Annotated in this window: 25 protein-coding genes; 13 read left to right on the top strand and 12 right to left on the bottom strand. The window is 42.7% G+C overall.

Annotated elements, in window-relative coordinates; all coding sequences use genetic code 11:
- Positions 1–49 precede the first annotated feature (49 nt).
- From addB to HM131_RS14955, 3 genes are read left to right on the top strand one after another with little or no spacing between them, the layout of a single operon-like run.
- On the top strand, positions 50–3,556 hold the full coding sequence (gene addB / locus HM131_RS14965; protein WP_085030531.1) for a helicase-exonuclease AddAB subunit AddB: 3,507 nt from the start codon (positions 50–52) through the stop codon (positions 3,554–3,556).
- Positions 3,550–7,269, top strand: coding sequence for a helicase-exonuclease AddAB subunit AddA (gene addA, locus HM131_RS14960; protein ID WP_085030530.1), 3,720 nt, complete (start codon positions 3,550–3,552; stop codon positions 7,267–7,269). The genes addB and addA overlap by 7 nt, the downstream gene beginning before the upstream one ends.
- Positions 7,253–7,540, top strand: a complete 288-nt coding sequence (locus HM131_RS14955) for an HNH endonuclease (RefSeq protein WP_085030529.1) — start codon at positions 7,253–7,255, stop codon at positions 7,538–7,540. The genes addA and HM131_RS14955 overlap by 17 nt, the downstream gene beginning before the upstream one ends.
- A 209-nt stretch (positions 7,541–7,749) precedes the next feature.
- On the opposite strand, the gene HM131_RS14950 is transcribed toward HM131_RS14955, so the two are convergent.
- From HM131_RS14950 to HM131_RS14925, 6 genes are all read right to left on the bottom strand, one after another.
- Positions 7,750–7,968, bottom strand: coding sequence for a spore germination protein (locus tag HM131_RS14950; RefSeq protein ID WP_085030528.1), 219 nt, complete (start codon positions 7,966–7,968; stop codon positions 7,750–7,752).
- A 65-nt stretch (positions 7,969–8,033) separates the two neighbouring features.
- A complete protein-coding gene (locus HM131_RS14945) occupies positions 8,034–8,408 on the bottom strand; it encodes a spore germination protein GerPE (protein ID WP_232324800.1) in 375 nt (124 codons plus the stop codon).
- Entirely contained in the window at positions 8,401–8,613 is a 213-nt protein-coding gene (locus HM131_RS14940; RefSeq protein WP_085030527.1) for a spore gernimation protein GerPD, read from the bottom strand. Before HM131_RS14940 ends, HM131_RS14945 begins: the two co-directional genes overlap by 8 nt.
- The gene (gene gerPC / locus HM131_RS14935; RefSeq protein ID WP_232324799.1) at positions 8,613–9,152 is read right to left on the bottom strand and encodes a spore germination protein GerPC; all 540 of its coding nucleotides are present in this window, start codon (positions 9,150–9,152) and stop codon (positions 8,613–8,615) included. Before gerPC ends, HM131_RS14940 begins: the two co-directional genes overlap by 1 nt.
- Before the next feature lie 46 nt (positions 9,153–9,198).
- Complete coding sequence (locus tag HM131_RS14930; protein ID WP_085030526.1) at positions 9,199–9,426, bottom strand: spore germination protein GerPB; 228 nt, start codon at positions 9,424–9,426, stop codon at positions 9,199–9,201.
- Between the two features lie 11 nt (positions 9,427–9,437).
- A complete protein-coding gene (locus tag HM131_RS14925; RefSeq protein WP_085030525.1) occupies positions 9,438–9,659 on the bottom strand; it encodes a spore germination protein in 222 nt (73 codons plus the stop codon).
- Between the two features lie 85 nt (positions 9,660–9,744).
- Here HM131_RS14925 and HM131_RS14920 point away from each other — a divergent pair, with 85 nt between their 5' ends.
- From HM131_RS14920 to HM131_RS14910, 3 genes are read left to right on the top strand one after another with little or no spacing between them, the layout of a single operon-like run.
- Positions 9,745–10,935, top strand: coding sequence for a DUF418 domain-containing protein (locus HM131_RS14920; protein ID WP_085030524.1), 1,191 nt, complete (start codon positions 9,745–9,747; stop codon positions 10,933–10,935).
- A 17-nt stretch (positions 10,936–10,952) separates the two neighbouring features.
- Entirely contained in the window at positions 10,953–12,149 is a 1,197-nt protein-coding gene (locus tag HM131_RS14915) for a DUF2157 domain-containing protein (RefSeq protein WP_085030523.1), read from the top strand.
- The gene (locus HM131_RS14910) at positions 12,146–12,664 is read left to right on the top strand and encodes a GDYXXLXY domain-containing protein (protein ID WP_085030522.1); all 519 of its coding nucleotides are present in this window, start codon (positions 12,146–12,148) and stop codon (positions 12,662–12,664) included. The genes HM131_RS14915 and HM131_RS14910 overlap by 4 nt, the downstream gene beginning before the upstream one ends.
- Before the next feature lie 47 nt (positions 12,665–12,711).
- Here HM131_RS14910 and HM131_RS14905 read toward each other — a convergent pair whose 3' ends face one another.
- Positions 12,712–13,905, bottom strand: a complete 1,194-nt coding sequence (locus HM131_RS14905) for an ornithine--oxo-acid transaminase (protein WP_085030521.1) — start codon at positions 13,903–13,905, stop codon at positions 12,712–12,714.
- Positions 13,906–14,067: 162 nt separating this feature from the next.
- Here HM131_RS14905 and HM131_RS14900 point away from each other — a divergent pair, with 162 nt between their 5' ends.
- From HM131_RS14900 to HM131_RS14885, 3 genes are all read left to right on the top strand, one after another.
- A complete protein-coding gene (locus HM131_RS14900) occupies positions 14,068–14,427 on the top strand; it encodes a YisL family protein (RefSeq protein WP_085030520.1) in 360 nt (119 codons plus the stop codon).
- Positions 14,428–14,704: 277 nt separating this feature from the next.
- Positions 14,705–16,540: an asparagine synthase (glutamine-hydrolyzing) gene (gene asnB, locus HM131_RS14895; RefSeq protein ID WP_085030519.1), complete on the top strand. Its 1,836-nt coding sequence runs from the start codon at positions 14,705–14,707 to the stop codon at positions 16,538–16,540.
- Positions 16,541–17,312: 772 nt separating this feature from the next.
- A complete protein-coding gene (locus tag HM131_RS14885) occupies positions 17,313–18,788 on the top strand; it encodes an alpha-amylase family glycosyl hydrolase (protein WP_198162642.1) in 1,476 nt (491 codons plus the stop codon).
- A 45-nt stretch (positions 18,789–18,833) separates the two neighbouring features.
- On the opposite strand, the gene HM131_RS14880 is transcribed toward HM131_RS14885, so the two are convergent.
- The 3 genes from HM131_RS14880 to HM131_RS14870 all read right to left on the bottom strand — a co-directional run bounded on the left by HM131_RS14880 (position 18,834) and on the right by HM131_RS14870 (position 21,265).
- On the bottom strand, positions 18,834–19,205 hold the full coding sequence (locus HM131_RS14880; RefSeq protein ID WP_085030516.1) for a hypothetical protein: 372 nt from the start codon (positions 19,203–19,205) through the stop codon (positions 18,834–18,836).
- A gap of 203 nt (positions 19,206–19,408) precedes the next feature.
- Positions 19,409–20,311, bottom strand: coding sequence for a DUF4349 domain-containing protein (locus HM131_RS14875; protein ID WP_085030515.1), 903 nt, complete (start codon positions 20,309–20,311; stop codon positions 19,409–19,411).
- Between the two features lie 93 nt (positions 20,312–20,404).
- Entirely contained in the window at positions 20,405–21,265 is an 861-nt protein-coding gene (locus HM131_RS14870; RefSeq protein WP_085030514.1) for a DegV family protein, read from the bottom strand.
- Positions 21,266–21,447: 182 nt separating this feature from the next.
- Between HM131_RS14870 and HM131_RS14865 the strand changes: the two genes are divergently transcribed.
- Together HM131_RS14865 and HM131_RS14860 are read left to right on the top strand one after the other, a co-directional pair.
- The gene (locus tag HM131_RS14865; protein ID WP_085030513.1) at positions 21,448–22,299 is read left to right on the top strand and encodes a YitT family protein; all 852 of its coding nucleotides are present in this window, start codon (positions 21,448–21,450) and stop codon (positions 22,297–22,299) included.
- A 61-nt stretch (positions 22,300–22,360) separates the two neighbouring features.
- Entirely contained in the window at positions 22,361–23,239 is an 879-nt protein-coding gene (locus tag HM131_RS14860) for a BsuPI-related putative proteinase inhibitor (protein ID WP_085030512.1), read from the top strand.
- Between the two features lie 41 nt (positions 23,240–23,280).
- On the opposite strand, the gene HM131_RS14855 is transcribed toward HM131_RS14860, so the two are convergent.
- Positions 23,281–23,544: a NifU N-terminal domain-containing protein gene (locus HM131_RS14855; protein ID WP_085030511.1), complete on the bottom strand. Its 264-nt coding sequence runs from the start codon at positions 23,542–23,544 to the stop codon at positions 23,281–23,283.
- A 130-nt stretch (positions 23,545–23,674) separates the two neighbouring features.
- Between HM131_RS14855 and HM131_RS14850 the strand changes: the two genes are divergently transcribed.
- Together HM131_RS14850 and HM131_RS14845 are read left to right on the top strand one after the other, a co-directional pair.
- Positions 23,675–24,502 (top strand): DUF2785 domain-containing protein, encoded by an 828-nt coding sequence (locus HM131_RS14850; RefSeq protein WP_085030510.1) that lies wholly within the window; start codon positions 23,675–23,677, stop codon positions 24,500–24,502.
- Between the two features lie 18 nt (positions 24,503–24,520).
- Complete coding sequence (locus HM131_RS14845; RefSeq protein WP_085030509.1) at positions 24,521–24,946, top strand: hypothetical protein; 426 nt, start codon at positions 24,521–24,523, stop codon at positions 24,944–24,946.
- A gap of 135 nt (positions 24,947–25,081) precedes the next feature.
- Here HM131_RS14845 and HM131_RS14840 read toward each other — a convergent pair whose 3' ends face one another.
- Positions 25,082–25,351 carry a hypothetical protein gene (locus HM131_RS14840; protein ID WP_085030508.1) on the bottom strand — a complete coding sequence of 90 codons (270 nt, stop codon included), beginning with the start codon at positions 25,349–25,351 and terminating at the stop codon, positions 25,082–25,084.
- Positions 25,352–25,440: the final 89 nt, after the last annotated feature.

Here is a 25,440-nt window from a genome sequence, read left to right as displayed (position 1 = left end):
AAAAATGATAAAATAAAAGATATGATTCAATAAAAAGGAGCGGAAGAATATGGGGATGCGTTTGTTGCTCGGACGTTCCGGAGCAGGAAAGAGTACACGCTGTTTAGAAGAAATAGAGTCGGAACTGAAAGCGGATCCTAAGGGGAATTCGATTGTTTATATCGTCCCTGACCAAATGACTTTTCAACAGGAATATGCCCTATTGAAGCGGGAGGGAGTAGAAGGGTCGATTCGTGCCCAGGTGTTCAGTTTTTCCCGTTTAGCTTGGAGGGTACTTCAAGAAACGGGCGGCGGCACAAAGAAGTTTATTACCTCCACAGGGGTCCAAATGATGCTAAGAAAAATAGTCGAAGAGCGGACTTCAGACTGGAGAGTGTTTCAAAAAGCGGTAGAAAAGCAAGGGTTCATAGAACAGCTGGAAGGGATGATTACGGAATTTAAACGATACCGCATCACTCCGGAAGATCTTCATGTTCAAATGAATACCCTTGACCAGTTTGTTCATACGACTAGCCAAGAACAAGGATTAAGAGATAAGCTGGATGATTTATCTTATATTTATGACCGACTTGTCGATGCGCTTAGAGAGCAGTACATAGATAGCGAAGATCAGCTGCAGCTGCTCGCCAGTAAAATACCGGAAGCTTCATTTTTGGAAGGAGCCGATATTTATATTGATGGCTTTCATAGCTTTACTCCTCAGGAATATGAAGTTATTGAAGCTTTGTTAAGAAAAGTAAAGAATGTTCATGTGACTTTGACAACAGAAAAACCGGAGAATGGTATCAACCCTGAGCTTGATTTGTTTCATGAAACGAAGGAAACATACTTGAAGCTGCAGGAACTTACCTATGAGGCTGGGGAAAAGATTGACGAGGTAGAAGTTCTTGATCATACACAAGGACGTCTAAAGGGACGCTCAGCTTTTTTACATTTAGAAAAGTACTTTGAAGAACGTCCTGCCCCTTCCTATGAAGGAGAAGTCCCGATCAAAGTGGCAGAGGCGGTCCACCCTCGGGCTGAAATTGAGGGGGTCGCTCAGGAAATCCTGAGACTTGTCCGCGATGAAGGCTACCGTTTCAAGGATATGGCGATTTTAATGCGAGAGCCGGAGGTCTATCATAGTCTGATTGAAACTTTGTTTGATGATTACAATATCCCTGTTTTTATTGATGAGAAACGAACGATGCTCAACCACCCTATGGTTGAGTTGATCCGTTCTGCTCTTGATGTCATAGACGGTAATTTCAGATATGATGCGGTTTTCCGATTATTGAAGACAGGCTTTATTCCAGCAACGGATGCCAATTATCCGTTGACGGAAGATGCGATAGATGAACTGGAGAATTATGTGCTTGAATATGGTATTCGTTCGAGGGGCCAGTGGTTTTCGGATAACGATTGGATCTACCAGCGTTTCCGAGGATTCGATCAGGCTTCTCAAACCGATGATGAAAAAGGAAAGCAAGAGAGAATCAACGCTTATCGAAACCAAGTGCGTAATGCGCTGGAAGAGTTCGATAAGAATATACGTGAAGCAAAAACAATCACTGAACGTGCCGAAGTGATGTATGTTTGGCTAGAACACTTGCGCGTGCCTCAGCGTTTGGAACAGTGGCGTGAATACTATGATGAAGCAGGCGAAATTGAGCGCGGCCGAGAGCAGGAACAAGTGTGGGATGCTTTTCTTCAACTGTTGGATGAAATCGTAGAAATGGCTGGAGAAGAAAAAATGTCGTTACAGCTGTTTCGCAATACCATTGAAAGTGGTCTGGAGTCGCTCACATTCGCTCACGTGCCTCCGAGTATGGACCATGTCATTGTTGGAAGCGTCGATCGCTCAAGAATTACAGGAATTAAAGCTGCCTTTCTGTTAGGAGTAACCGACGGCATGTGGCCGATGAAACCACCAAGTGATGGAATGATTTCTGAACAAGAGCGTACGCTGCTTGCCGAACAGGGTCTCCTGCTCGCTGATGGAAGCAGTCGGCAGCTGCTCGATGACCGTTTTTATGTCTATTTAGCGTTAACTATGGCAAAAAATCGATTGTGGGTCAGCTATCCACTTAGTAATGAGGAAGGAAAGTCTAAAGTTCCTGCAACACTCATCCAGCGGATAGAAGAGCTTTTTCCTCATTGCAAAGAGCATGTTTTGCTGCAAGATCCTGATGATTTACATGAGGCGACACGTTTTATTACTAATCCGGTAAAAACAAGATCTGCGCTTACATCTCAGCTGGCAAGATATTTGAAGGGGTATCGAATGGAGCCGGTATGGTGGAGTGTGCTGAACTGGTACATTGAAGATGAAGAGCCTTTTGGGCTGACTAATCGTGTCCTGCAAAGCTTGTTCTACCAAAATAAGCCCGTGGATTTGTCGAAAGAAACGACGGAGCAATTATTCCAAAAGCAGCATAAAACAAGTGTCTCAAGACTTGAAACCTATCATCGCTGTTCCTATCAATACTTTGCAAGGCACAGCTTGAATTTAGAGGAGCGACGAACGTATAAGCTTGATGCACCAGATATCGGTCAGCTCTTCCACGAAGCCTTAAAGCAAATTACGGAGTGGGTTCAGGCTGAAGGCCGAGATTTTGCTCAATTGAATCATGGGGAAGCAAATCGTTATGCAGAGCGGGCAACTTATCAACTGGCCCCTATTTTGCAAAACCAGATTTTGCACAGCTCCAATCGTTATCAATACATTCAGAAGAAACTTCAGAGCGTTATTGCACGAGCAGCGTTTGTCTTGAGTGAACAGGCAAGAAAGAGTCAGTTCTCTCCCGTTGGTTTGGAACTCGGTTTTGGTACAGGAAAAGACGAGAAGCTGCCTCCATTATCCCTTGACCTCCCTAACGGATATGAATTGATGCTTCGAGGGCGAATTGACAGGGTGGACAAGGCGTTAACAGAAGATGATCTGTTTCTGAGAATCATCGATTACAAGTCCAGTGCCAAAGGACTGAGCCTTGTTGATGTGTACTATGGATTGTCCTTACAAATGCTTGCTTATCTTGATGTGGTACTAACTAATGCCGAGCTCTGGCTTGGATCTTCGGCTTCTCCAGCTGGAGTGCTTTACTTCCATGTGCATAATCCAATGATCTCAGGCAAGCAGATGCTGGATGATGCCCAAATAGAAGAGGAAATTTTTAAGAAGTTTAAAATGCAAGGGCTGCTCCTTGAAAATGAGCGCATCGTTCAAATGATGGACACAGGACTTGAGAAAGGGCACAGCCCAATCATTCCGGCAGGATTAAAAGCAAAGGGCGGTTTTTATAAAGGGTCGCAAACCGCAGGTGCCGAGCGATTCCAAGAACTAAACCAGTATATCCGCCAACTGATGAGTAATGCAGGTACAAGCATTACGGATGGAAAAGTAAACTTGAATCCTTATCAGCAGAAACAGCAGGTTGCCTGCAGTTTCTGTCCGTATCGCTCGGTTTGTCAGTTCGATCCGAGTTTAGAAGAAAATGAATATCGTAAACTTCAAGAAATGAAAGATGAAGAAGTGTTAGAGAAAATAGCTAGAAGAGAGGAGGATTCCTCATGGTAAGCTGGACAGAAGAGCAAGAGCGGGCGATTTATTCCCACGGTTCAAATATTTTAGTAGCTGCCGCAGCCGGATCTGGAAAAACAGCTGTACTAGTTGAACGTATTATCCAGAAACTGCTGCATAAAGAAGCTCCGGTCAATATCGATTCACTGTTGGTCGTGACGTTTACGAACGCTGCTGCCCAGGAGATGAGGAATCGGGTAGGGCAGGCACTAGCTCAAGCCCTTGAAGAAAACCCAGGGTCGCACCATTTGAAGAAACAGCTGTCCTTATTGCAGAATGCTTCCATTTCGACCTTGCACTCTTTTTGTATGGACGTCGTGAGACGATATGCATACATGCTTGATTTAGATCCAGGTTTTAGAATTGCGGATACGATTGAATCCGATTTGATTCAGCAGGAAGTCTTGGAGGACCTGTTTGAGGATTGGTACGGAAAAGAGGGGACTGAGCAGGAACGCTTCTTTGATGTGGTCGAACGCTTTTCCAGTGACAGAAGTGACTTAGATGTGGAAAAGCTTGTGTTGGAGCTTTACACGTTTGCAACACAAAACCCATGGCCTGAGGCATGGCTTGATCAGATGGTTGAAATGTATGAAGTGAAGGAAGGAACAGGGGAAGAGGACCTTCCATGGCTCAATCTTTTGAAGCAAGAGGTCCACAGCCAATTGAAGGCGATGGAAGCAGAAGCAAACCAATTTTTACAATTAACCCGAGAACCTGATGGTCCTTACAGCTACGGGGAGACCGTTGATCAGGATCTCGAAATGATCCAACAAGCCAAAGGTGCCTTAGAGCATTCTTGGGAAGAGCTGCAATCGTACATGGGTGAAAGTAAATTCGCCTCCTTATCACGAAAAAAGATGGATTGTGATGAAGCGAAGAAAGACAAAGCGAAAAAGATTCGTGATAGTTATAAGAAACGTTGGAATGAGCTTCGTGATGAATGGTTTTCCCGCTCGCTTGAGAGCTATCTGAAAGATATGCACGAGCTCTACCCTGTCATGGAACAACTGGCCATTATTGTTAAAGACTTCAAACAACGGTACGAACAGTTGAAAAAGGAAAAAGCAATCGTCGACTTCTCGGATCTGGAGCATTACTGCTTGCAGATTCTGCTGGATGACGCGTCTACACCAGATCAGCCCTTGCCTTCACAAGTTGCGGAAGGGTTTCATAAGCAATTCTCTGAAGTGCTTATTGACGAGTATCAAGATACGAACCTTGTCCAGGAAACACTGCTGCGCCTGTTGACCGACGGGCAGGAGGCGGGACACTTATTTATGGTAGGAGACGTAAAACAGAGCATCTACCGCTTCCGTCACGCAGAGCCTTCTCTATTTTTGAATAAATATAAAGCCTATGGATTGGATGGTCAGCCCGGTGAACGGATTGACCTTGCCCGTAATTTTAGAAGCCGTAAGCAGGTGCTTGATGCCACGAACTATATTTTTCGTCAGGTCCTCGACGAAGAAGTCGGGGAAATGGAGTATGAAAAAGAAGCCGAGTTAATTTATAGTAATAAAATTTACGATGAATTGACTGCGGAGGATGCTAAAGCCGAGCTTTATCTTATTGATCGAGAAGCAAGAGAAACCGACACAGAGGAAAATGAAGAGTATAAGGATCTTGAAAAAGCACAGCTTGAAGCAAGAGCCTATGGAAAGAAAATCCGTAAATGGCTAGGTCATGAAGGAGAACCTCCGATGCAGGTGGTGGACAAAGAGACAGGAACGAAGAGACCGATCCAGTACCGGGATATTGTCATCTTAATGCGGTCAATGACTTGGGCTCCAACGATTGTTGATGAATTAAAACAACAAGGAATACCTGTCTATGCTGAGCTGTCTACGGGTTACTTTGAAGCGATTGAGATCAAAGTCATGCTCAGTCTTCTTAAGGTGATTGACAACCCCATGCAGGACATTCCGCTTGCCTCTGTATTAAAATCGCCGATCGTCGGACTGAATGAAGACGAGTTGGCAACACTAAGGTTGGCCAACAAACGGACTAGTTATTATGAAGCCATTCAGAAGTATCGGGCTGCAAATGAGCTTGGTCGGAAAGTGGGAGCCTTTTTAAAGATGATTCAAAGCTTTCGAGAACGTGCGAGACAGGGAGCTTTATCGGAGCTGATTTGGGATATTTACAGAGAGACCGGATACTATGACTTCGTCGGCGGGATGCCAGGAGGAAGGCAGCGACAGGCGAACTTAAGAGCTCTTTACGACAGGGCAAGATCCTATGAGTCGACATCCTTCCGCGGATTGTTCCGATTCCTTCGTTTCATTGAGAGAATCGAAGAGCGAGGAGATGATCTCGGTGCCGCTCGTGCGCTCGGGGAACAGGAAGATGTCGTTCGCATTATGACGATCCATAAAAGTAAAGGGCTTGAGTTTCCTGTCGTTCTCTTAGGAGCGATGGACAAACAGTTTAATATGATGGATTTGCGAAACCGGTATTTACTTCACAAAGACTATGGGTTCGGTTCGCGTTACATCAACCCAGAAAAACGTCTCATGTATCCAACGCTTGCTTACCATGCCTTGAAACAAGCGAAGAAAAGAGAATTACTTGCAGAAGAAATGCGAGTCTTGTATGTGGCGTTGACAAGAGCAAAGGAAAAACTGGTCATGGTTGGAAATGTTCCTTCTTTTGAAAAAAAACAGGAGAAATGGCAAGCGTTTGTTGATACAAAGAGTTGGGTGCTTCCGCCGCATGACCGGTTAGATGCCAAATCTTATTTAGATTGGGTTGGACCGGCGTTAATTCGTCATCATCACATGGAAGATCTGCGCGGAGAAATCCAGGTGGAAACAGCCGATGAAATTCATAAGGATGAATCGGAGTGGCAAGTGGAAATTGCCCATGGCAGTGAGTTTGCGGTTATTGATGAGCTGAAAGAAAAGCGGGATGAAGAGCTGCAGCAAGCGGTTAAAGAGTGGACACCTTTACCTATTGAGGAAGAGCATGATGCAAGCATTGTTGATCGTCTGAATTTTGTCTATCCCCACTCGAAGGCGGCTAAATCAAGGGCGAAGCAGACCGTTACGGAAATTAAGCGGCAAAGGGAAACAAAGGATGAATACTCTAGTGACCAGCTGCTTGTCCCTTATCGTGCACCAATTGTACGTCGTCCGCGGTTTATGCAGCAAGATAAACAGCTTACGGCAGCAGAAAAAGGGAGTGCGATGCATACGGTTATGCAGCACATTTCTTTTACAAGAGAAATGTCAACCTCTGAAGTAGAAGAGTTCGTGGAACATTTAGTATTGAAAGAAATTCTTAATAGAGATGAAGCTGATGTGATTGATGTCGATTCTATCACTAAGTTTTTCTACACGCCTATTGGAAAACTAGTCATGGAAGCAGAACAAGTAGAGCGTGAAGTTCCGTTCAGTTTGACACTGCCCGCGAATGAAGTATACAGCCACTGGAATGAACCAACAGATGAGCAAGTCTTTATCCAGGGGGTCATTGATGCGATGATTCCTTATGAAGACGGCTGGATGATCCTTGACTATAAATCCGATCAGCTTCCTGAAGGAGAAGAATCAATCGAGCGTGTTTTACGCGAGCGGTACCAAACGCAAGTCCAACTATATCGAACCGCTCTTGAAAAGATCTGGAAGCAACCTGTCCGAAGAAGCAGTCTTTACTTCTTTAACGGAGGTTTATCGGTGGAGGTAGAGAACAATGGGAGACAAGTGTGATCTCTGTGAGCGTTCCCCGGTAAAAACGACGGAACACCATCTCGTCCCAAGACAATACGGGGGAGTAGAAGGACCGACAGTCATGGTGTGCAGCGCCTGTCACCGGCAAATTCATGCTCTTTTCACAAATCAAGAGCTGGCGGCATTTTACCACACATTGGAACGTTTGAAAGATCATCCTGATATGCGGAAATATATCAAATGGGTGAAAAAGCAGGACCCTGAAAAAAGAATTACGACACGAAAATCGAATCGAAGAAAAAGGAAGTAAAGCAAAGAACACCTGGCTTGGTTGGTGCCGGGGTTCTTTGCTTTTTTTAACGCGAGGGGGTTAATTTAAGATAACACACTCATTGGTGAGAGAAGTGCCTTAACAGATAACAATAGCGTCCTAACTCAATAAAGTAACGTCCTTACTGATCTTAATAGCACCCTAACTCCTACTAGTAATGCCCTAACGGAAATGACTAATGTCAAAAACTAAGCATTAGCTGTAATGTTCTGGTCAGCGCCATCCGGATCGAATGGATTGGTAGAGCTCAGTCCATTGTTCGTGATAATCCAATTACCAGTATTCAAAGCTCCAGAGCCTGAGTTTGTTTTTGAGGTGCTTTTTGGAGATAGGTAAAAAGAGTCTCCGAAGTTGACGACACCTCCGCCAACACTGTTGATACTGATGGGACCGACGATGGCCGGCATAACAATCGCCTCCTTTAAAGGGTTCGTGCGATTCGTTGATATAGTTACAACATATGCGCACGAAGTTACATTTGTTCGTCTTCCTGTAGCAACCGGAAGTGTTTCGTTCGGTTCTTCGAGATGATATGGTCTATTCCTCCAATTTGAAATACCCCTGCAGTAGACACCCCTTTTATTTCAATGTCATCAACAACAATGGGATTATTTTGATAGGTAAAGGTGGTGATGGTGATTGGTGGGAGGGGAGGGGAGGGTTCCAGATTAAAGATGTCATAATCTTTGAATTTGAACGTACCTGGGATGTATTCAGAACCTTCTTTTTGCACAGCTAAAATATTCGAAGTAGGCGCGGCCCTATAAACGTCACCGATGGTGAAAATGGAACTGATGAGTATCGAGGTAACGTCTACATTGTCTACATAAACCATCCGCTCACCCAATAGGCTCTTCCTCCTCGACTTCCACTATACCTTCTTCCTCTATAGGGACGTATGGGCCGATAATTAGTGATTCAGGAGGAGTGTCAAAGAAGGATTGGGTCCGGATGGTTTTGTTATCTCCGATTAACAAAACCGAGGAACCTGATACACCGGTCACCCGAATTCGTCCGACGTGCAGCTCATAGTTATGGACAATGTGATTCATCACTCACCATCTCCTTTATAGTTTTCAAAATACTGAGCCATCGATTGGCGGATTTCTGTTTGTATTTGGTGAAGAAGAGTCGTTTCATCGATTTCCGGGTCCTGGTTTTTGTAAAATTCAATCCGCTGAGGAAGTTGTTTTCTGACATCAGCGATCATATGCTGTTTATGTTCATCACTAATCGGGACATCATGGTCCCGTACATACTGATTCATCCATGGCGGGATGTCTTTTGTCATATAATCTTGCAAGGAGTGGAGAACAGGATCTTGAGGAGGAGTGCCTTGATTAGCATAAAGCTCTCCAAGTTCAGAGATATCCGAGCCATTGGGTGTTAGTCCGATTTGAAGGGTGCCTTCAAGAGTTTCTATTTTTAACTGATCAAAATGATATTCAATTCTTTCAATCACAGTGGTCGGCTTTTCATTAGAATTCATTTCCTCGATTTTCTTCTGAAGCTGGTCGATCATTTGCTTTTGTTGTTCCATTTGCTGCATCATTTGCTGAATCCAGTTTTGCCAATAGTAATAGTTATTCAATTCGGCTCACCCCCTTTATTCCATTTCTATGCACAAGAAAAACGGTCTATGTTATGGAAAGAGGGACAAGAGGAGCGGCTTCGGCTTCCGGGACGGAGACTATGCCTTCAAGTGGCTGCGCTAATGGAGCAGCTTCTGTGTAGCCTCCTGTATTGTATAAGTCGGATTTTGCCTGAATGACACCTGAGCTTCCGATTTGCACGACAGAGGAGTTGGCGACAGAGCCAATTCTCAAAACATGTATACAGATGGATTGATGAACCGTAATATTCATGTTTATCCCCCTTATCCATTGTTGAAAAGCGACTGGTCTATAACATCTTTATCATTGACATTCGTATTAGAGTTGTTAATGTTAATCCTAATTCCGTTACCCGTGTTGAATGAACCGCCTCCCGCAAAGGTTTTAGCCCATGCTTGCGGAGCCATGTTATACACATCGCCAATGTTAAAGATGCTCGATGAAGATAGCGATATCACTTTAACGGCTCCGACTTTCGCTGGCATAAGAAAAACTCCTTTCTTCATTTTATGAAACGCAATTGTCTTCATTACGTAATCAAAGTAAAATGGAACTATAGGGGGAATAGAAATGAAAACATCAGCTTCACCATTACGTGAATCGGAGCGGTTGAGCTGGGTTGACGCCGCACGCGGCCTTGCGATTTTAGGCATTTTTATGGTCAACGTTCCAGCGTTCAATGCTCCATATTTTTTATATGGAGGAGCTGGCGAATATTGGTCCTCTCCATTGAGCCATACGGTTCAAGCGATCGTGGATATTTTCTTCCAGGCAAGTTTCTATACCTTGTTTTCCTTCATGTTTGGCTTCGGGATGCAAATGATGAAGGAACGCCTGGATGAAAAAGATATAAATTATCGCCCAGTAATTTTTAGAAGACTATTGATTTTGACCGGATTCGGTTTGATACACGCATTTCTCATTTGGCACGGAGACATATTGCTTTCCTACGGAGTGCTCGGGATGATATTGTTCGCCTTTTTCAATGTTTCAAAGAAGTGGATATTAGTATGGGCTTACTTTATGCTTGCTACACTAGTCCTTCCATTGACGTTCTCTTTATATATGTTTAGAGATCAATTACAAGGAATGGTCAACCGACCATTGATTCAAGAGGCGATCACGAATTACGGGCAGGGTAGTTTACTCGATATTTGGCAGCAAAATGCAGACGACTGGTATTATGCGAATCAGTTTGCTAATCTTCCTTTTCTCGCTTTAAGCTTAATTCCCATGTTCTTGTTCGGCCTCTATGTCTGTAAGAAGCGCTGGCTGCATGAACCAGAAAAGCATCTTTCTTCCATTAAAAAAGTCTGGCTTTTGACTGGTTTACTTTTTTTCGTTTTCAAAGCGGGGCCATATTTCTTCGGGAATCCAGAATGGTTTGACCTTATGCAGGATAATGTAGGAGGAACAGCTTCGGCCATATTTTATGTTCTATCTATTACTCTATTGTTCAGGACTGAAAGGGGTTCCAAAATTGTGCATCCCTTAACGTGGGTGGGGCGGATGTCTCTGTCTAACTACATCTTCCAATCATTGATCAGTTTTATACTCTTTTATTCCGTAGGTTTCGGATTGTATGCACAGGTTCCGCCTATTTGGAGTATGATCATTGTGATCATCGTCTTTCCTCTACAAGTATATGCGAGTAAAGCCTGGCTGACCAAGTATCGGTACGGACCACTTGAATGGGTTTGGCGTTCGTTGACGTACAATACAAGACAGCCGTTAAGACGGAAACAAAAAGCAGTTTCATAACAGAGGGGGTCAGCGAAATGAATCGCGACCAGATCGTAAAAGAAAGCAAAAAATGGGTGGAGGCACATATCATTTCTGAAACCCAGCGCGATCAATTAATTGAACAATATCCAAAAAAACAAAATAAACCGGTATTGCTTACATTTGCGGCTATTTTTATAGGATTAGGGTTCTTAACTTTTATTGCTTCGAACTGGTCTGAGATGCACGACTTATCACGCATGGGAATCATTATAGGCTCCCTGCTTCTGTTTTATTTGGGAGGAGAGTATGCCTGTCGAAAACATGCCGATCGTTTAGGCACAAGCCTGCTCTTAACCGCATTACTGATTTTTGGTGCTGGCATTTTCTTAACGGGGCAGATGTACCACTATACGTCGTTCAGTGCCTTTCCGTTTTTTGTATGGGCGTTAGCCGGAGGCAGTCTGTATTTTTTATATCAGAATTGGACTTTTTTCATAGCGACTGTCGTTATCACGACGGTAGGCCAAGTTTATAGTGGGATTGTTTTTCAGTCTTATCACTTATGGCTGGGCGTATTATTTTTATTCGGGCTAGGTTGGGTCGTGTATAAGAATAAGGTGACTATGGCTTCCCTTGTTTTCTCCATTGGTTATATCATTCACAGCCTCGTACTCGTGTTCAGTGAGGGTTTTCCTTATTACTGGTTAATTGTATTATTTTTAGCCTTGTATTTACTGGATGATCTGGTTGTTCGAAAAGGACAGATTCGGATTTTCAAATCATCGGCAATTCTGTCTATACTAGTACTCAACACCTTTCAAGTATTTTTCCTTGGTTACGATTACTGGTTCGACCAGAATGAATCCTCCTTTTATTTCTTCATTGTGTGGGCGGTGTTGTTTGTGTTCGCTGTAATTCGCTCGGCAATCAGTACAAACAACTACTATTGGATCGATCTCATTTTATTCGTTCCAGTCTTCAGATTCGGGTTTGGAGACGTTTTGTCACTTGTGTTGTTGTTTGGATATGCTCTTCTCTGGTTGATTTCAGGATACCAGCAGGAGGTTGTACGTTGGGTCAATAAAGGGACGGTAGCCTTTTTGGTCACTACACTGCTCGCCTACTTCCAACTGGCATGGGATTTCATGAACCGTTCTTTGTTTTTCTTTATCGGTGGGCTTCTGCTCTTTGCACTTAGCTTCTTCCTTGAACGAAAACGAAGACAGTTTCATAAAGGAGGAGAAGCATGATGAAACGGTGGATTTTTTATCTTATCGTCTTTTTACAAATTCTTTTCCTTTCGTTGATGTCCATTTCTTTTTACGTCATGGATGCCATGGGGGAGACAATTAAGCTGGAAACGGCTCCCGTAGATCCTCGGGATCCATTTTATGGAGATTATGTAGCTTTATCTTATGAAATTGAACAAATCCCTGAAGATCAATGGGCTGTTGAAAAAGAGTTAGATCGAGGAGAGCGTGTATTTCTTTTGCTGGAATCAAATAGTAAAGGCATTTACGAACTTGTGGAAGCCTCAAAAATTTGGAAGGAAGCAGAAGAAAACCAGACTGTTCTGCGTGCGCGTTATCAGTGGTACGATGAAATCAATAAAACGTATCAGGTCGATATTGGCCTCAACCGATATTTTATCGAAGAAAATACAGGAGAATTTTACGAAGAGCGTATTGGAGAATCGGTTGTTGAAATCGTCATCGCCCCGTGGGGACATAAAAAAATTGCTTCGTTGGAAGAAGGAACCGAATAGAGAATAAAAGGTGTCACCTCTAATGAGGTGACACCGTATTATTTATATTAGCTTAATACAGCTTTTATTTGATCGATTGCCCATTTGAGATCTTCTTTTTCGATCACGAGTGGAGGAGCGAAACGGATGACGTTCTGATGGGTTTCTTTACATAGAAGCCCTTTTTCTTTCAACTGTTCACAATACTTGCGAGCCGGTTCTGTCATCTCGACTCCGATAAAAAGACCTTTGCCTCGCACTTCTTTAATTTTCGGATTATCAATGGATTTCAATTCTTCCATCATATAATTCCCAAGCTCCAGGGAGCGGTCGACGAGATTTTCTTCTTCGATCACTTCCAGGGAAGCTACAGATACGGCACATGCGAGTGGGTTTCCGCCAAAAGTAGAGCCGTGCGATCCAGGATTGAAAACGCCAAGCACTTCTTTATTAGCGACCACGCAAGAAATTGGGAATACGCCTCCGCCAAGCGCTTTTCCTAAGATCAGTACATCAGGGCTTACATCTTCCCAATCACAGGCGAACATTTTACCACTTCGTCCGAGACCTGCCTGGATCTCATCAGCGATGAATAGCACGTTATTTTCCTGGCAGACATTATATGCTTCTTTCAAGAAACCTTCTGGAGGCATGACAATTCCAGCTTCTCCTTGGATCGGTTCTAGAATGAACCCTGCGGTGTTTTCTGTAATGGCTTCTTTTAATGCTTCCACGTCTCCATAAGGTACGAGCTTAATCCCAGGAAGCATCGGACCGAATCCGCGTTTATACTCTTTTTCTGAAGAAAGAGACACCGCGGTCATAGTACGGCCGTGGAAATTTCCCGTACAAGCGATGATTTCAGCTTGATCCTCTTCCACTTTTTTTACATCATATGCCCAGCGTCTTGCTGCTTTAATGGCTGTTTCGACCGCTTCCGCACCAGTATTCATTGGCAGAGCCATTTCTTTGTTTGTGATCTTACAAATCTTTTCATACCAAGGACCGAGCTGATCATTATGAAAAGCTCTTGAAGTCAATGTGACTCGGCTGGCCTGTTCCGTCAAGGCTTCAATGATACGTGGATGACGGTGCCCCTGGTTCACTGCGGAGTAAGCGCTTAACATATCCATATAACGATTACCCTCAGGATCCTCTACCCATACACCATCCGCTTTAGCGATGACGATTGGAAGCGGGTGGTAGTTTTTTGCACCATACTCTTGCGTTTGATCAATAATTTGTTGACTTGAAACAACCATGGTATCCCTCCAATTTCATTAAATCTCCATCCATTATAACAGGTTTAATTTTAATTTTCTTACGACTCAAAAAATAATCCAAATGGACTTTTAGTTAGGAATCGCTCCTCCTGTCATGGTATTATTATATCCGTAGATGATTTAAGTAAAGGAGGAAAATTCGTGGCACACTTACATATTACCTCATGGGTAATCGCTTTCGTATTAGTGGCACTCGCAACAACGTTTACGCGAGCTGGTAATGAAAAAGCAGCAAAAATATCTCACATGATTTTACGCTTGGACTATTTGTTGATTCTTTATTCTGGAGGCTCCTTATTTGCGAGCTATTCAAGTTACGGGGCACTTGTTATCATCAAACTGCTTGTTGGTTTATGGACAATTGCCGCAATGGAAATGGTGACAGTGAAATACAAGAAGAAAAAGCCGGCTGGTGCGTGGTGGGGACAATTGTTCATCGCAGCTGTTCTTGCGCTTATCTTAGGATTTGGCTTCTTACCAGCAGGTATTCTGCCTGTATAAAATAAACGCTGCATGCGATTCGGCATGCAGCGTTTTTAGTAAAAAGGGGGGCTGTAGATTACAGCTATTATGTCTATGTTTCGAACTGATCCGTTATTTGGGGGATAACGGGATGATAACTATTATCAATTAAAATGATAATCATTCTCACTTAAAAAGTCAAGCCTTTTATTGAAAAAATTCATAGGGGGATAACGTCCATCATAAACTGAGTTATGATGGTTTTTTTATGTGCTAAAGAGATTTATCTTTTGTAAATAAAGGATGGTGAGGCTAGATGTGTGGCATTGTTGGTTGGATCGATTATCAACATAAGATCAATGAAAAAGCACCGATATTAGACCGAATGGCTGATACACTGCGTCATCGTGGCCCGGATGATTATCAAAAATGGCTGGAAGGTCCAGCTGCTTTCGGCCATCAGCGGTTGATCGTCGTTGATCCAGCCGGAGGAAAGCAGCCAATGGTAAGAGAAGCAAGGGATGAAAAATATGTCTTATGCTACAATGGAGAGCTTTATAATACAGATGACGTAAGAGATAAATTAAAAGCGAAAGGATGGAGCTTCACCTCCCATTCTGATACGGAAGTCGTGCTGGTCAGCTATATGGAGTGGGGCGTTGATTGCGTAAATCATTTGAATGGGATCTTTGCTTTCAGCGTTTGGGAGACGAAGCGAAAACGTCTGTTTTTGGCTAGAGACCGCCTCGGTGTTAAGCCCCTATTTTACAGTGATCACAAGTCAGGAGTCATGTTCGCCTCAGAGATGAAAGCCATCCTCGCACATCCAGAAGTTGAAGCGAAAGTAGGAGAGGAAGGGATCCACGAGATTCTTTCTTTAGGACCGTCTCGAACGCCGGGGCATGGGATCTTTGATCAAATCCATGAGGTACGTCCTGGTCATCGGGCAGTTTGGGAAAAAGGGAAGCTTTTGATTGATCGATACTGGAATGTCGTCAGTGAGCCTCATGAGCATAACTTTGATCAGACCGTTGAAAAGGTGCGGGAACTATTTATTGATGCCTCGGAAAGACAGCTGGTGTCGGACGTGAAGTTAGGTACCTTTTTATCTGGAGGAGTAGATTCGAGTGCAATTACTGCGGTAGCTGCAGAAAAATATAAAAAAGAAAGAAAAGGGAGTCTGCAAACTTTTTCGATTGATTATAAAGATCAGGAAAAATATTTTAAGAAGAATGCTTTCCAGCCAGATCGTGATGAGTCTTACATCAATCTTGTCAGTAGAGAAAACCAGACCGCTCATACGGTTATGCGTGCAGAAACTAGTGATTTAGTTGATCGTCTAAAACGTGCTGTGGAGCTTAGAGATTTGCCAGGTATGGCAGATGTAGATTCCTCGCTCTTGTGGTTCTGTGAGAAAATCAAGAATCACGTGACAGTGGCACTCTCAGGAGAGTGTGCAGATGAAATCTTCGGAGGCTATCCCTGGTACTATCGTAAAGAGGACCAGGAGCGAAAAGGCTTTCCATGGATCAGGTCGTTGGATGAGCGTGTTTCGCTTGTTAGAAGTGACTTGAACGTAGATATTGAAGCTTATATGCTACGTCGCTATCAGGAAACGGTGGATGAAGCGCCGCTACTTAAAGGGGAAGACGAAGCAGCTCAAAAGCATAGGCAAATGCTTTATCTTAATATGAACTGGTTCATGCAAACCCTTTTAGAAAGGAAAGACCGGATGAGTATGGGCGCAAGCCTTGAAGTACGTGTGCCTTTCAGTGACCATAGGATTGTCGAGTATGCATGGAATATCCCGTGGAGCATGAAACATTACAATAATCAGGAGAAAGGGTTGCTTCGCCAGGCTTTAAGAGGAGTTTTACCGGATAAAGTATTGTTCAGGAAAAAGAACCCTTATCCAAAGACCTTTCATCCAGATTATACAAAAGCCGTGTGCACGTGGATGAATGATATTTTAGCAGATGCGAATGCTCCAATTTTTGATTTGTTTGATCGTGACCGAATCCGGAAGTTGAATGATTCAGAAGGAAAATCAATCGATACCCCTTGGTTCGGTCAGCTCATGACTGGCCCACAATTAATCGCTCACCTGTGCCAGATCAACTATTGGCTCAAGACATACAGCATTCGATTATAGAAGACCTCTCTACCGTCCTCACAAGGGCGGTATTTTTTTGGTTATGCTTTCTACTCCATAATTGCCTGCTAATCTGAAGTATTAAGCTTCGAGGTTTTTGTGTGAGTAATGGTGAATGGGAAAACGGCTCGCTTTCCGTGGGCATGTGCTGAGACTCCTTCGGGGTCTCAACTACCATGAGCATCCCAGAGGAGTCTCACCGTTCTCCCATCCGCCATACGATATGAGAAGCTTGAACTACCTTTTATAGTATGGAGTTTATGCGGCTCGTAATAGGGTGAATCCAGAATTGCAATGGTTTTTCTACAAGTGTGGTACTAATGAAAAATTACATTTCTAGTGGGTTTACAATATAACGGTTTAATTTGATTTTCTATATGGTTTATGGATAGGGGACGGTAATTTTATGAAAGAGGGTGTGGTGGGAAAATGACGAGACTCCCGCGGGAGAAGGAGCTAGGCGAGACCCCGCAGGGAGCGCACTGACGGAGGAGGCTAGCCAGTTCCCCCGCAGGAAAGCGAGTTATTTTCCCGCCATGCCACCCCTTTTTAAAGCAACGGACCTACAATATCTTCAAATCAAGTGTTTTAAGATACGCTAGTACGTTGAATAAATCAAATTTATGAATATTAACATGTTAAAAGTAGATTGATTTATCAAATGTGACTAATTTATGTATTCGCTACCAAAACGGCGAGATTCAATTGACGATAGACCGTCAAAAGGGATACTCTAGAAGGGTTAGCATTAATGTTCGAAGGAGGAGCGGTAATGAGAAAATCAATAATCGTTCTCATGGTCCCGTTACTTTTTTTATACGCCCTCCCGGTAGGAGCCGTTGAAAAAGAAGGACGAAAATGGCAGGATGAAAGCATTTATTATTTAATGGTCGACCGATTCATGAACGGTAGTGTCAAAAATAATGACAATGTCGACACAAGTAACCCTGATGCTTACCATGGAGGTGACATTCAGGGAGTGATCGATCAATTAGATCACATAAAAGAACTTGGATTTACAACTATTGAACTGTCTCCGATAATGGCGAACAGTAAGAATGGATATCATGGATATTGGATTGAGGACTTCCGCAAAGTGGAAGAACATTTTGGAAATGTAAAAGATGTCAGACGGCTTATAGAAGAAGCACATAAACGGGATATGAAGGTTATGCTTGATTTGGTGATTGGACACACCAGTCCTGAACACCCTTGGTTGGAGGATCAATCTAAGACAGATTGGTTTAAGGATGGAGCAACGGAAAGCCATAATCCTTGGCTAGCAGAAGCGCGTCCTTTGAATACAAGCAACCCTGAAGTCCAACAATACTTAATCAAAACAGCACAATTTTGGATAGATCAAACAGGAGTAGATGGATTCAAGATCGTTGACGCAACATCGACCTCATCTGAATTCATTCAAACATTTAGGGACGAAGTCATGGCTGAGAACGAAAACTTTTTCATTGCATCGAATATCTCAGCAGCTGGGAGTGGAAGGATCGATACGGCATTGAATGAAAATATTCGGGAAGTCTTTGCCTCTTCAGGACGATCACTTGATGGTTTATATAACATATGGGAAGAAAATCGGAAAAAATACACAAATCCCAATCAGCTCTTACATTATATGGATAGCCCGAATGTCTCCCGCTTTACTCATCTAGCTGTAGAAGAAGGTCTGAACCCGATCACGCGATGGGAACTGGCTCTCACTTACCTGTTCACATCCCCTGGAATTCCAGTGCTTTATTTTGGATCTGAGGTTCCATTAGATGATGGAGGAGATCCTTCAAGCATCTCTATGATGAACTTCAAGGCAGAAGATGAAGAACTGAAGCGCCGGATCGAGAAGCTTACGTCGATGAGAGACCAATTTCCAGCTCTTACCCGAGGCGATTTTAAGGAAATGTACAATAATGATGGACTTGCTGTTTTCAAGCGTACGTATCAAGATCAGACGATGATCATCGCTATAAATAATGCCGAAGAAACGAAATCCACGGAGCTAACGAACTTGAAGGATGACCAGCAATTAACCGGTTTAATTCAAGATGGAATTATACGGCAGCAAAAAGATGGCGTTTACCGGTTAGGTATGGAGCGAGAAACAGCAGATGTCTTTCTCGTAGAGCCGGACCGGGGCTACAATTGGTTGTTTATCGGTTTTGTTGGGGGAGTTCTGTCCCTTTTCGTAATCGCCGTTGTGGCTATAGGCTTAAAAAATAGAAAAGCGAATCATTCTTAATCATAAAAGAAGCAAGTCCGAATTCCCGGGCTCGCTTCTTTTTTGCTATTCCAGCTCGTTTATGACATTGACTTCAAATGAAAGATCAGCAAGAGGCAAGTTGCCGCTTTCGGAAACCAAATCCAATTGAAATCTGTATTTCCCTGTTGCTTTAAATGTAATGAACAGGAGAGCGCAGCTATTAATTGTTGGCTCTTCGTAAATGAAAACACCGATATCATTAAAAGATACAGGAACAAACTGGTCTTCGGTGTACATATACAGTTCAAAGGCATCTTTCTGAGAAGGATTTCCTAACGTGGCAACAATTTTGGCATCTACACAAACTAAATCTGCTGTAAGTGCGCACACTTGAAAGGCATATTGTTCATTAACTTTCATAGTCTGAGGGATATTGCAAGATAGACATTGAACCATAATCCATCCCCCTTTCTACCCTTGGCTAGCTGGTCCAGCACTATATTCTATGAAATTTTCATAGATTGTAGAGGGCGAATCTACTAATAAAAGTGTGGAGTTCAATATATGGGTGGAAAGGCACGGACTCAGATCATAGTGTGTAAAGGTTAATCCATAAAAAACTTGCAGAAAAACGGAGGGTTCTTCTGCAAGGAGTATGGTTAATTCTCATCCGCTCGCTTTTTTCGACTACGAATCCAGAGCCATCCAAGCAGCGCGATTGCCGCAAATAAGACAATGACTGGAGAATAACCGATGATAAAAATAAACAGCCAAGAGAAAAAGCTTACGAGTCCGTTTACGGAACTAAAGAAAGCTTGTTTTGTTTTTTCCCACGTGTTCAATTCCTGACTATCAACTTTAGGGACAACGACTTTTGTTTCCGTCAGGCTGACGGTAATGGTGGAAAAGTCGCTCTGGTTCTCTAAGTAATTCATCTGTCCTTTTAACGTCTCGATTTCAGCCTGAACACGTTCAAGGTCTTGTGAAATCTTAATTAAATCTTCTGTCTTTTCCGCCTGTTCTAAGAAAGTAAGTAAACGCGATTCTACTTTGTTTTTCGCTTCTAAACGGGACTCCAAGTCCACATACTCTTTTGTTACGTCGCGGCCGGAAACATTTCTAGATTGAATGGTATCGCTGATGTCTTCAAAACCAGTCAGGAGTGTTTCAAAATGATTTTGAGGCACCCTCAGCCGAATGTGACCTTCACGATTTCCTTGCTCTGTTTTATGGATATTCGTTTCAACAATATACGCTTCCGTTTCGTTCATTTTTTCCTGTAAGCTCTGGTAAAACTGATCATAATCTTCTGTTTCAAGCTCTATATGAGCTTCGTAGACCATCATTTTATCTTCCGTATTATCTGGGATCACCTTAGACGAATCTTTTGACTCAGGTGTTTCAGACAAACCGTTTGTCGCGACTTCTTCAGACGTCGCTCCTTCTGAAGGTTCACTAGTGTCTGCCGTGGATTCTTCGGCGGATTGGTCCTCACCGCTGCTACAGCCGATGAGGGTTAAGCTAAGTAACACGATTAGAAACCATTTTGTTTTTTTAAACACGAAAAGACCCCCTTATAAGTCTTATCCCATGACAACAGTTCTTTAGGGATTAGACGTCTTGAGGGGGATTTCGTTACAGTTTTTGGGGTATAGTTATTGATAGATGTCATTTAAAAAGAAAAGAGCGATCGTCCCGGGTCCGGCGTGAGCCCCGATCGATGACCCGATCATATCAATGTGAATATCTTTCACATTGTACTCTTGCTTTATCATATCGGCGAGGTGTTCAGCAGTTTCCAACGCATCACCGTGACTGATAGCTATCCGTTGATTCTCGAAGTCCTTGCCGCGTTCACCTATAATTTCAACCATACGCTTCCAAAGTTTTTTTGAGCCTCTGATTTTTTCAAGTGGAACCAGCTTTCCATCTTCCATATGTAGTAGAGGTTTTATCTTAAGCAGGCTACCGACAAAAGCTGCTGTCCGGCTCACGCGTCCACCACGATAAAGATATTCTAAATCATCCACGGTGAAAATGTGCTCCATGTGATCGGCATGATACTCACCGATTTCTAGAATGTCTTCGTAGCTGCTGCCTTCTTTGGCAAGTTCAGCGATTCTCATAATAACAAGTCCATAACCTAAAGAAGCCGCTTTCGTGTCGATGACTTCAAATTTAGCGTTCTCGTATTCTTCTTTTATTTCCTGTTCAACCATTTTGGCTGTTTGATACGTACCGGATAATTTTGAAGACAAAGCGAAATAGAGGAAGGGCTGGTCTTTCTCTACATACTTGATGAAGGTTTCACGAAAGGCCTGAGGTGATACTTGAGATGTTTTGGGTGCTTCACCGCTCCGCATACTTTCATAAACTTGAAGAGGGGAAATGGTTTTTCCATCTTCATATTCTTCATTATTGATCGTTACTTTTAGAGGAAGCATTTCAAGGGACAAGGCTTCCAACGTTTCCTTCGATAGGTCACAACCAGAATCACACAAAATTTGTACATTCATTATAGTCACCTTCTAACTTTTTATTTTGTCTTCAGTTTAGCCTCAATGCCTATAACTAGTCAAAATAAAACCTTGTAGGTTTAAAAGGACGACAAATTGTGACAATATAAACAAATATGTACTTGATTTTGCACGTGCACGGTGATAAAAAAGAATAGAAACTTGGTTAGGGAGGTTGTTCCGTGTTTACATTTGAAATGAAACGAATATTCATCGTGCTTTTAGGAGCCGTTTTAAATGCAATGTCCTTGAATCTATTCCTCATAGAAGCAAACGTCTATGCGAGTGGGTTCACAGGGACTGCACAGTTACTTACTAGTATTTTTACAGATTTTTTAGGTGTACCTGGCATAAGTACAGGTCTGATTTTATTTATACTTAATATACCCGTAGCCATTTTAGGATGGTATAAAGTTGGGAAAGGGTTCACGATATACAGTGCTGTATCGGTTGCATTCACAACCCTTTTTCTAGAGCTTATTCCTGTAGAGCAGCTATCTTCTGATATCATCTTAAACGCTGTCTTTGGCGGTGTGCTTGGCGGATTAGGGGTCGGGATCACACTGAAGTGGGGTGCTTCAACAGGCGGACTGGATATCATAGCGATGATCCTGTCACGGATGAAGGACCGCCCAATCGGAATCTATTTCTTGTTCATCAATAGTGCGATCATCGCCATTGCCGGATTTTTATACGAACCAGAGAACGCCCTTTATACATTGTTGACGCTTTACGTAACAACACGCGTCATTGATGCTATTCATACGCGTCATGAGAAACTGACAGCCATGATCATTACAACAAAAGCGGCGGACTTGGAAAAAGCGATCCATGCCCAGATGGTTCGTGGAATTACAACACTTCCAGCCAGGGGAGCGTTCACGCAGCAGGATAAGAATATGCTTGTGATGGTTATTACTCGATATGAATTGTATGATCTGCAGCATATCATTCATGAAGTCGATCCACATGCCTTTACAAATATCGTTCAAACCACAGGAATTTTCGGTTTCTTCAGAAAAGATGACCAATAGTTGTAACCTTTTTGTAATAAAATCGACTAATGGTATGAATAGAACTTAGAGGAGTGGACTTATGAAGAACCTGTGGATCATTATGGTGGGAATCATGATCCTGGCTTTAGCGGCTTGTGGATCAAATTCAGAAACGAAGGAAGCGAACGGAGAAGAAAATACGGAACAAAATGAAGCTGCAGAGGAGCCGGAAATCGATATGGAATCATTGATCAGCCAGCTGAAAATGGACGCAACGGTTGAGACGACAGAGGATACGGCGAAGTTTGATTTTTCCTTAGAAAATACTGGGGAGGAGCCTTTAATTATAGGCTTTACCTCAAGTCAGCAATATGAAGTGAAAGTTAAGAACGCAGAAGGGGAAAGTGTGTACACGTTCTCTGCTGATAAAATGTTCACGCAGGAGTTGACGACGGAAGAAATCCCAGCAGGTGAATCCTTATCCGCAACGGAAACGTGGACAGGCATTGAAGCGAAAGGTAATTACGAGGCAACGATTACTTTTTTGGTCGATTCCATTAACGATCAATCATTAGAAGCGACACCTTACCAAGTGACCCAGTCATTTACGATCGAAGACCGTCCTGAGAAAGAGGATACAAATGATAAGAGTAAAACATATGGAAATGGTGAAGCATTTAGGAATGTGAAGGTCTCCGGTGAAAATGGCTCCTACATGGTCAAAGGCGAAGCTCGAGTGTTTGAAGGTACTTTTATGTATAGCGTTGAAGACGGCCACATGGTTCAAGTTGAGCCTACGTCAGTACAAGTGGAAAAAGGGGCGCCAGAATGGTCTGAATTTGAACTGGAAATCAATGTTCCTGAAGATCTATTACCTGATTATGGAACATTGACGCTTGTATTGTTTGAAGAAAGCGCAAATGATGGCAAGCCAACACATGTAAACAATATTCCATTAGAGCAATTTCCTAGTGAATAAGAAGGAAGCCGCCACATCGAATGTGGCGGCTTGTTTAATAATTAATAACCGTATTCAGTAAGTACGCCTTCTACTTTTGGTGTCAGCGTGTCCCAATCAGCATTAGGAAGTTTGTTGACAGTGATAAAGTTTTGAAAACCAAAAACATTATCGACTTCATCTAATTCCATAAGATCGTTCATGATTTTATGTTCACTCGTTTGGCCTGGCATGACTGATACACTGCCGTCACCTTCAAAGATCATAGAGTCTGTAGTAAACTTACGTGCATTCGGGTTTGGGGTTTCTTGTACTTGAATTGCCATTTTGCATCCTCCTCCATAACATCTCCTCCTATTCTACCAAAAAAACACCAAAGTCAAAACAATTGATCATAATCTTACGGTACTTCCCAATTATTGTGTTACAATGAAAGCAATTTTTAGGAGGTGTGGTATGGAGTCTCGACTAATCGACGTGTTACAACCGATTAAGGACAACGACTATCAGTTGCCCGAGAATCAAAGTTTACAAGAATTAACAACAATGATGCTACAGAGAATCGGGTCGGTGCATCCTATATTAAGAGATGATTTGATCCACTCGATTTTCACAACTTTCATAGAGCGAGGCCATTATAGCCACGAGCAGCTTAAAAATATATTACAATCCATTTTAAATAAAAACTACTTATTTTATCGGATCGGAACTTCTAAAAGGGAAGAGGATGCAGTATTTAAACGCAGCTTCTCTGTATTGTTGATTCCGCCTATTATAGTAAAACATCGAAAATCCCCATTTTTAAAAGAAGAGGAGATCCACAGGGTTTGGGAAAACTTGAAAAAGTATATGAAACAGGAGTCTGACCACAGAGGGTATGTGGAAGGAAAAGGTTGGGCTCATGCCATGGCTCACGCTGCAGATGCGTTATACCATGTAGCAGCTTGTGAGGAGATTACTGAAAGTCAGATTAAGGAAATACTGCCGATCATTAAAGATCAGTTTTTGATTGATCACCCTTATTTGTTTGATGAAGAAGAGCGCATGGTGACAGCGGTCATGATGATGTTCAAAAAAATCAGTCCGGCTGATCGAATTGAATGGCTTGAGACTTTACTTTATTACCGAGAAAGCTGGAATGACCCTAAAGAGGATATTATCATCAATAACAGTAAGCACTTTTTAAGAGCGCTTTATTTCAGAATGTTAGAAGGTGACCATAGAGAGCTTCGTCAGGTTTTAGAAAATTTGCTGAGGGAACTTAGAAAACAAGAAGCCTATTAACAGACGTGGAGGTCGCTTATGATTCGATGGGGCATATGGATTGGGAGCACATCCGGAATCGTTTTAGGGATGTATATGTGGTATGTCGAATTAGTCACTGGAAAAAAGATCTATACGCTGTTGATGAATGTTGATTTCATTCCTGTGATCGGGAGCATTGATTGGCCGGTTGTGATGGAATGGCTGTTCCACATGGTCATTTCCTGGGTAATAGGAATTCTATTTGCTTATGTGTTTATGCGAAAACGTCTGAAGCCGACGAATCGAAACCAATGGCTGCTGGCTATTATTTTGTCGGTTGTGGCAGCGACGACCTACGTGCCGCTTACCATTCTCGCTATAAAAGAAACCCCTGCGTTAACAGATGGGATCGCTATTCTGTATTGGCTGGTCGGTCATGCCCTCTATGCCATTACATTAAAAAAATCATACCATCGTTCATAATGAAAAGGCATAGCCGAACCCGGCTATGCCTTTTCAAATTAAGTCCTAGACCTTAAAAGAAAAAAGGTCTGGGAAGATATTTCTTTTCCGGGCGTAAACGGATTTCTTCGGTACAACTATCTAACTGTGTCTTACTTAATAAGCGTTTGCTTCCGTTTTTGCAGGTAAATATTTAGTGAAGTAACCACCTAGGAGCAGGAATACGATGGTAAGGGTCCAGCTTATGACACCTAATAAGTTAAAGATCCCCGCTGCAAGATTGGTACTGGCGATTAGGAAAAAGCAAATGGAAGACAGGGCACTTTTAAAACCAGTGACTCCAGCCTTTTTTCTTTTCAACAAGAAATAATAGATAGAAAATAAAAGACAAACGAGTATTGTGATGTTAATCAAGGTCGGGACCATGGGCTGAACTCCTTTTTTCAATATGTTGGTTTAATGTTAACACAAAATGGAAATAGAGGGGATTTTGTATAGAGAAAGATCAAGTGCCG

It is taken from the genome of Halobacillus mangrovi, from assembly GCF_002097535.1.
GTDB lineage: Bacteria > Bacillota > Bacilli > Bacillales > Halobacillaceae > Halobacillus > Halobacillus mangrovi_A.
Note: the sequence above shows the minus strand (reverse complement) of the source record. Positions and strands in the feature narration are given on the sequence as shown.

Coding starts and splice junctions, on each gene's coding strand:
- addB (WP_085030531.1), top strand. CDS start 50: ATGGGGATGCGTTTGTTGCTCGGACGTTCCGGAGCAGGAAAGAGTACA.
- addA (WP_085030530.1), top strand. CDS start 3,550: ATGGTAAGCTGGACAGAAGAGCAAGAGCGGGCGATTTATTCCCACGGT.
- HM131_RS14955 (WP_085030529.1), top strand. CDS start 7,253: ATGGGAGACAAGTGTGATCTCTGTGAGCGTTCCCCGGTAAAAACGACG.
- HM131_RS14950 (WP_085030528.1), bottom strand. CDS start 7,968: ATGCCGGCCATCGTCGGTCCCATCAGTATCAACAGTGTTGGCGGAGGT.
- HM131_RS14940 (WP_085030527.1), bottom strand. CDS start 8,613: ATGAATCACATTGTCCATAACTATGAGCTGCACGTCGGACGAATTCGG.
- HM131_RS14930 (WP_085030526.1), bottom strand. CDS start 9,426: ATGAATATTACGGTTCATCAATCCATCTGTATACATGTTTTGAGAATT.
- HM131_RS14925 (WP_085030525.1), bottom strand. CDS start 9,659: ATGCCAGCGAAAGTCGGAGCCGTTAAAGTGATATCGCTATCTTCATCG.
- HM131_RS14920 (WP_085030524.1), top strand. CDS start 9,745: ATGAAAACATCAGCTTCACCATTACGTGAATCGGAGCGGTTGAGCTGG.
- HM131_RS14915 (WP_085030523.1), top strand. CDS start 10,953: ATGAATCGCGACCAGATCGTAAAAGAAAGCAAAAAATGGGTGGAGGCA.
- HM131_RS14910 (WP_085030522.1), top strand. CDS start 12,146: ATGATGAAACGGTGGATTTTTTATCTTATCGTCTTTTTACAAATTCTT.
- HM131_RS14905 (WP_085030521.1), bottom strand. CDS start 13,905: ATGGTTGTTTCAAGTCAACAAATTATTGATCAAACGCAAGAGTATGGT.
- asnB (WP_085030519.1), top strand. CDS start 14,705: ATGTGTGGCATTGTTGGTTGGATCGATTATCAACATAAGATCAATGAA.
- HM131_RS14885 (WP_198162642.1), top strand. CDS start 17,313: ATGAGAAAATCAATAATCGTTCTCATGGTCCCGTTACTTTTTTTATAC.
- HM131_RS14880 (WP_085030516.1), bottom strand. CDS start 19,205: ATGGTTCAATGTCTATCTTGCAATATCCCTCAGACTATGAAAGTTAAT.
- HM131_RS14870 (WP_085030514.1), bottom strand. CDS start 21,265: ATGAATGTACAAATTTTGTGTGATTCTGGTTGTGACCTATCGAAGGAA.
- HM131_RS14860 (WP_085030512.1), top strand. CDS start 22,361: ATGAAGAACCTGTGGATCATTATGGTGGGAATCATGATCCTGGCTTTA.
- HM131_RS14855 (WP_085030511.1), bottom strand. CDS start 23,544: ATGGCAATTCAAGTACAAGAAACCCCAAACCCGAATGCACGTAAGTTT.
- HM131_RS14850 (WP_085030510.1), top strand. CDS start 23,675: ATGGAGTCTCGACTAATCGACGTGTTACAACCGATTAAGGACAACGAC.
- HM131_RS14845 (WP_085030509.1), top strand. CDS start 24,521: ATGATTCGATGGGGCATATGGATTGGGAGCACATCCGGAATCGTTTTA.
- HM131_RS14840 (WP_085030508.1), bottom strand. CDS start 25,351: ATGGTCCCGACCTTGATTAACATCACAATACTCGTTTGTCTTTTATTT.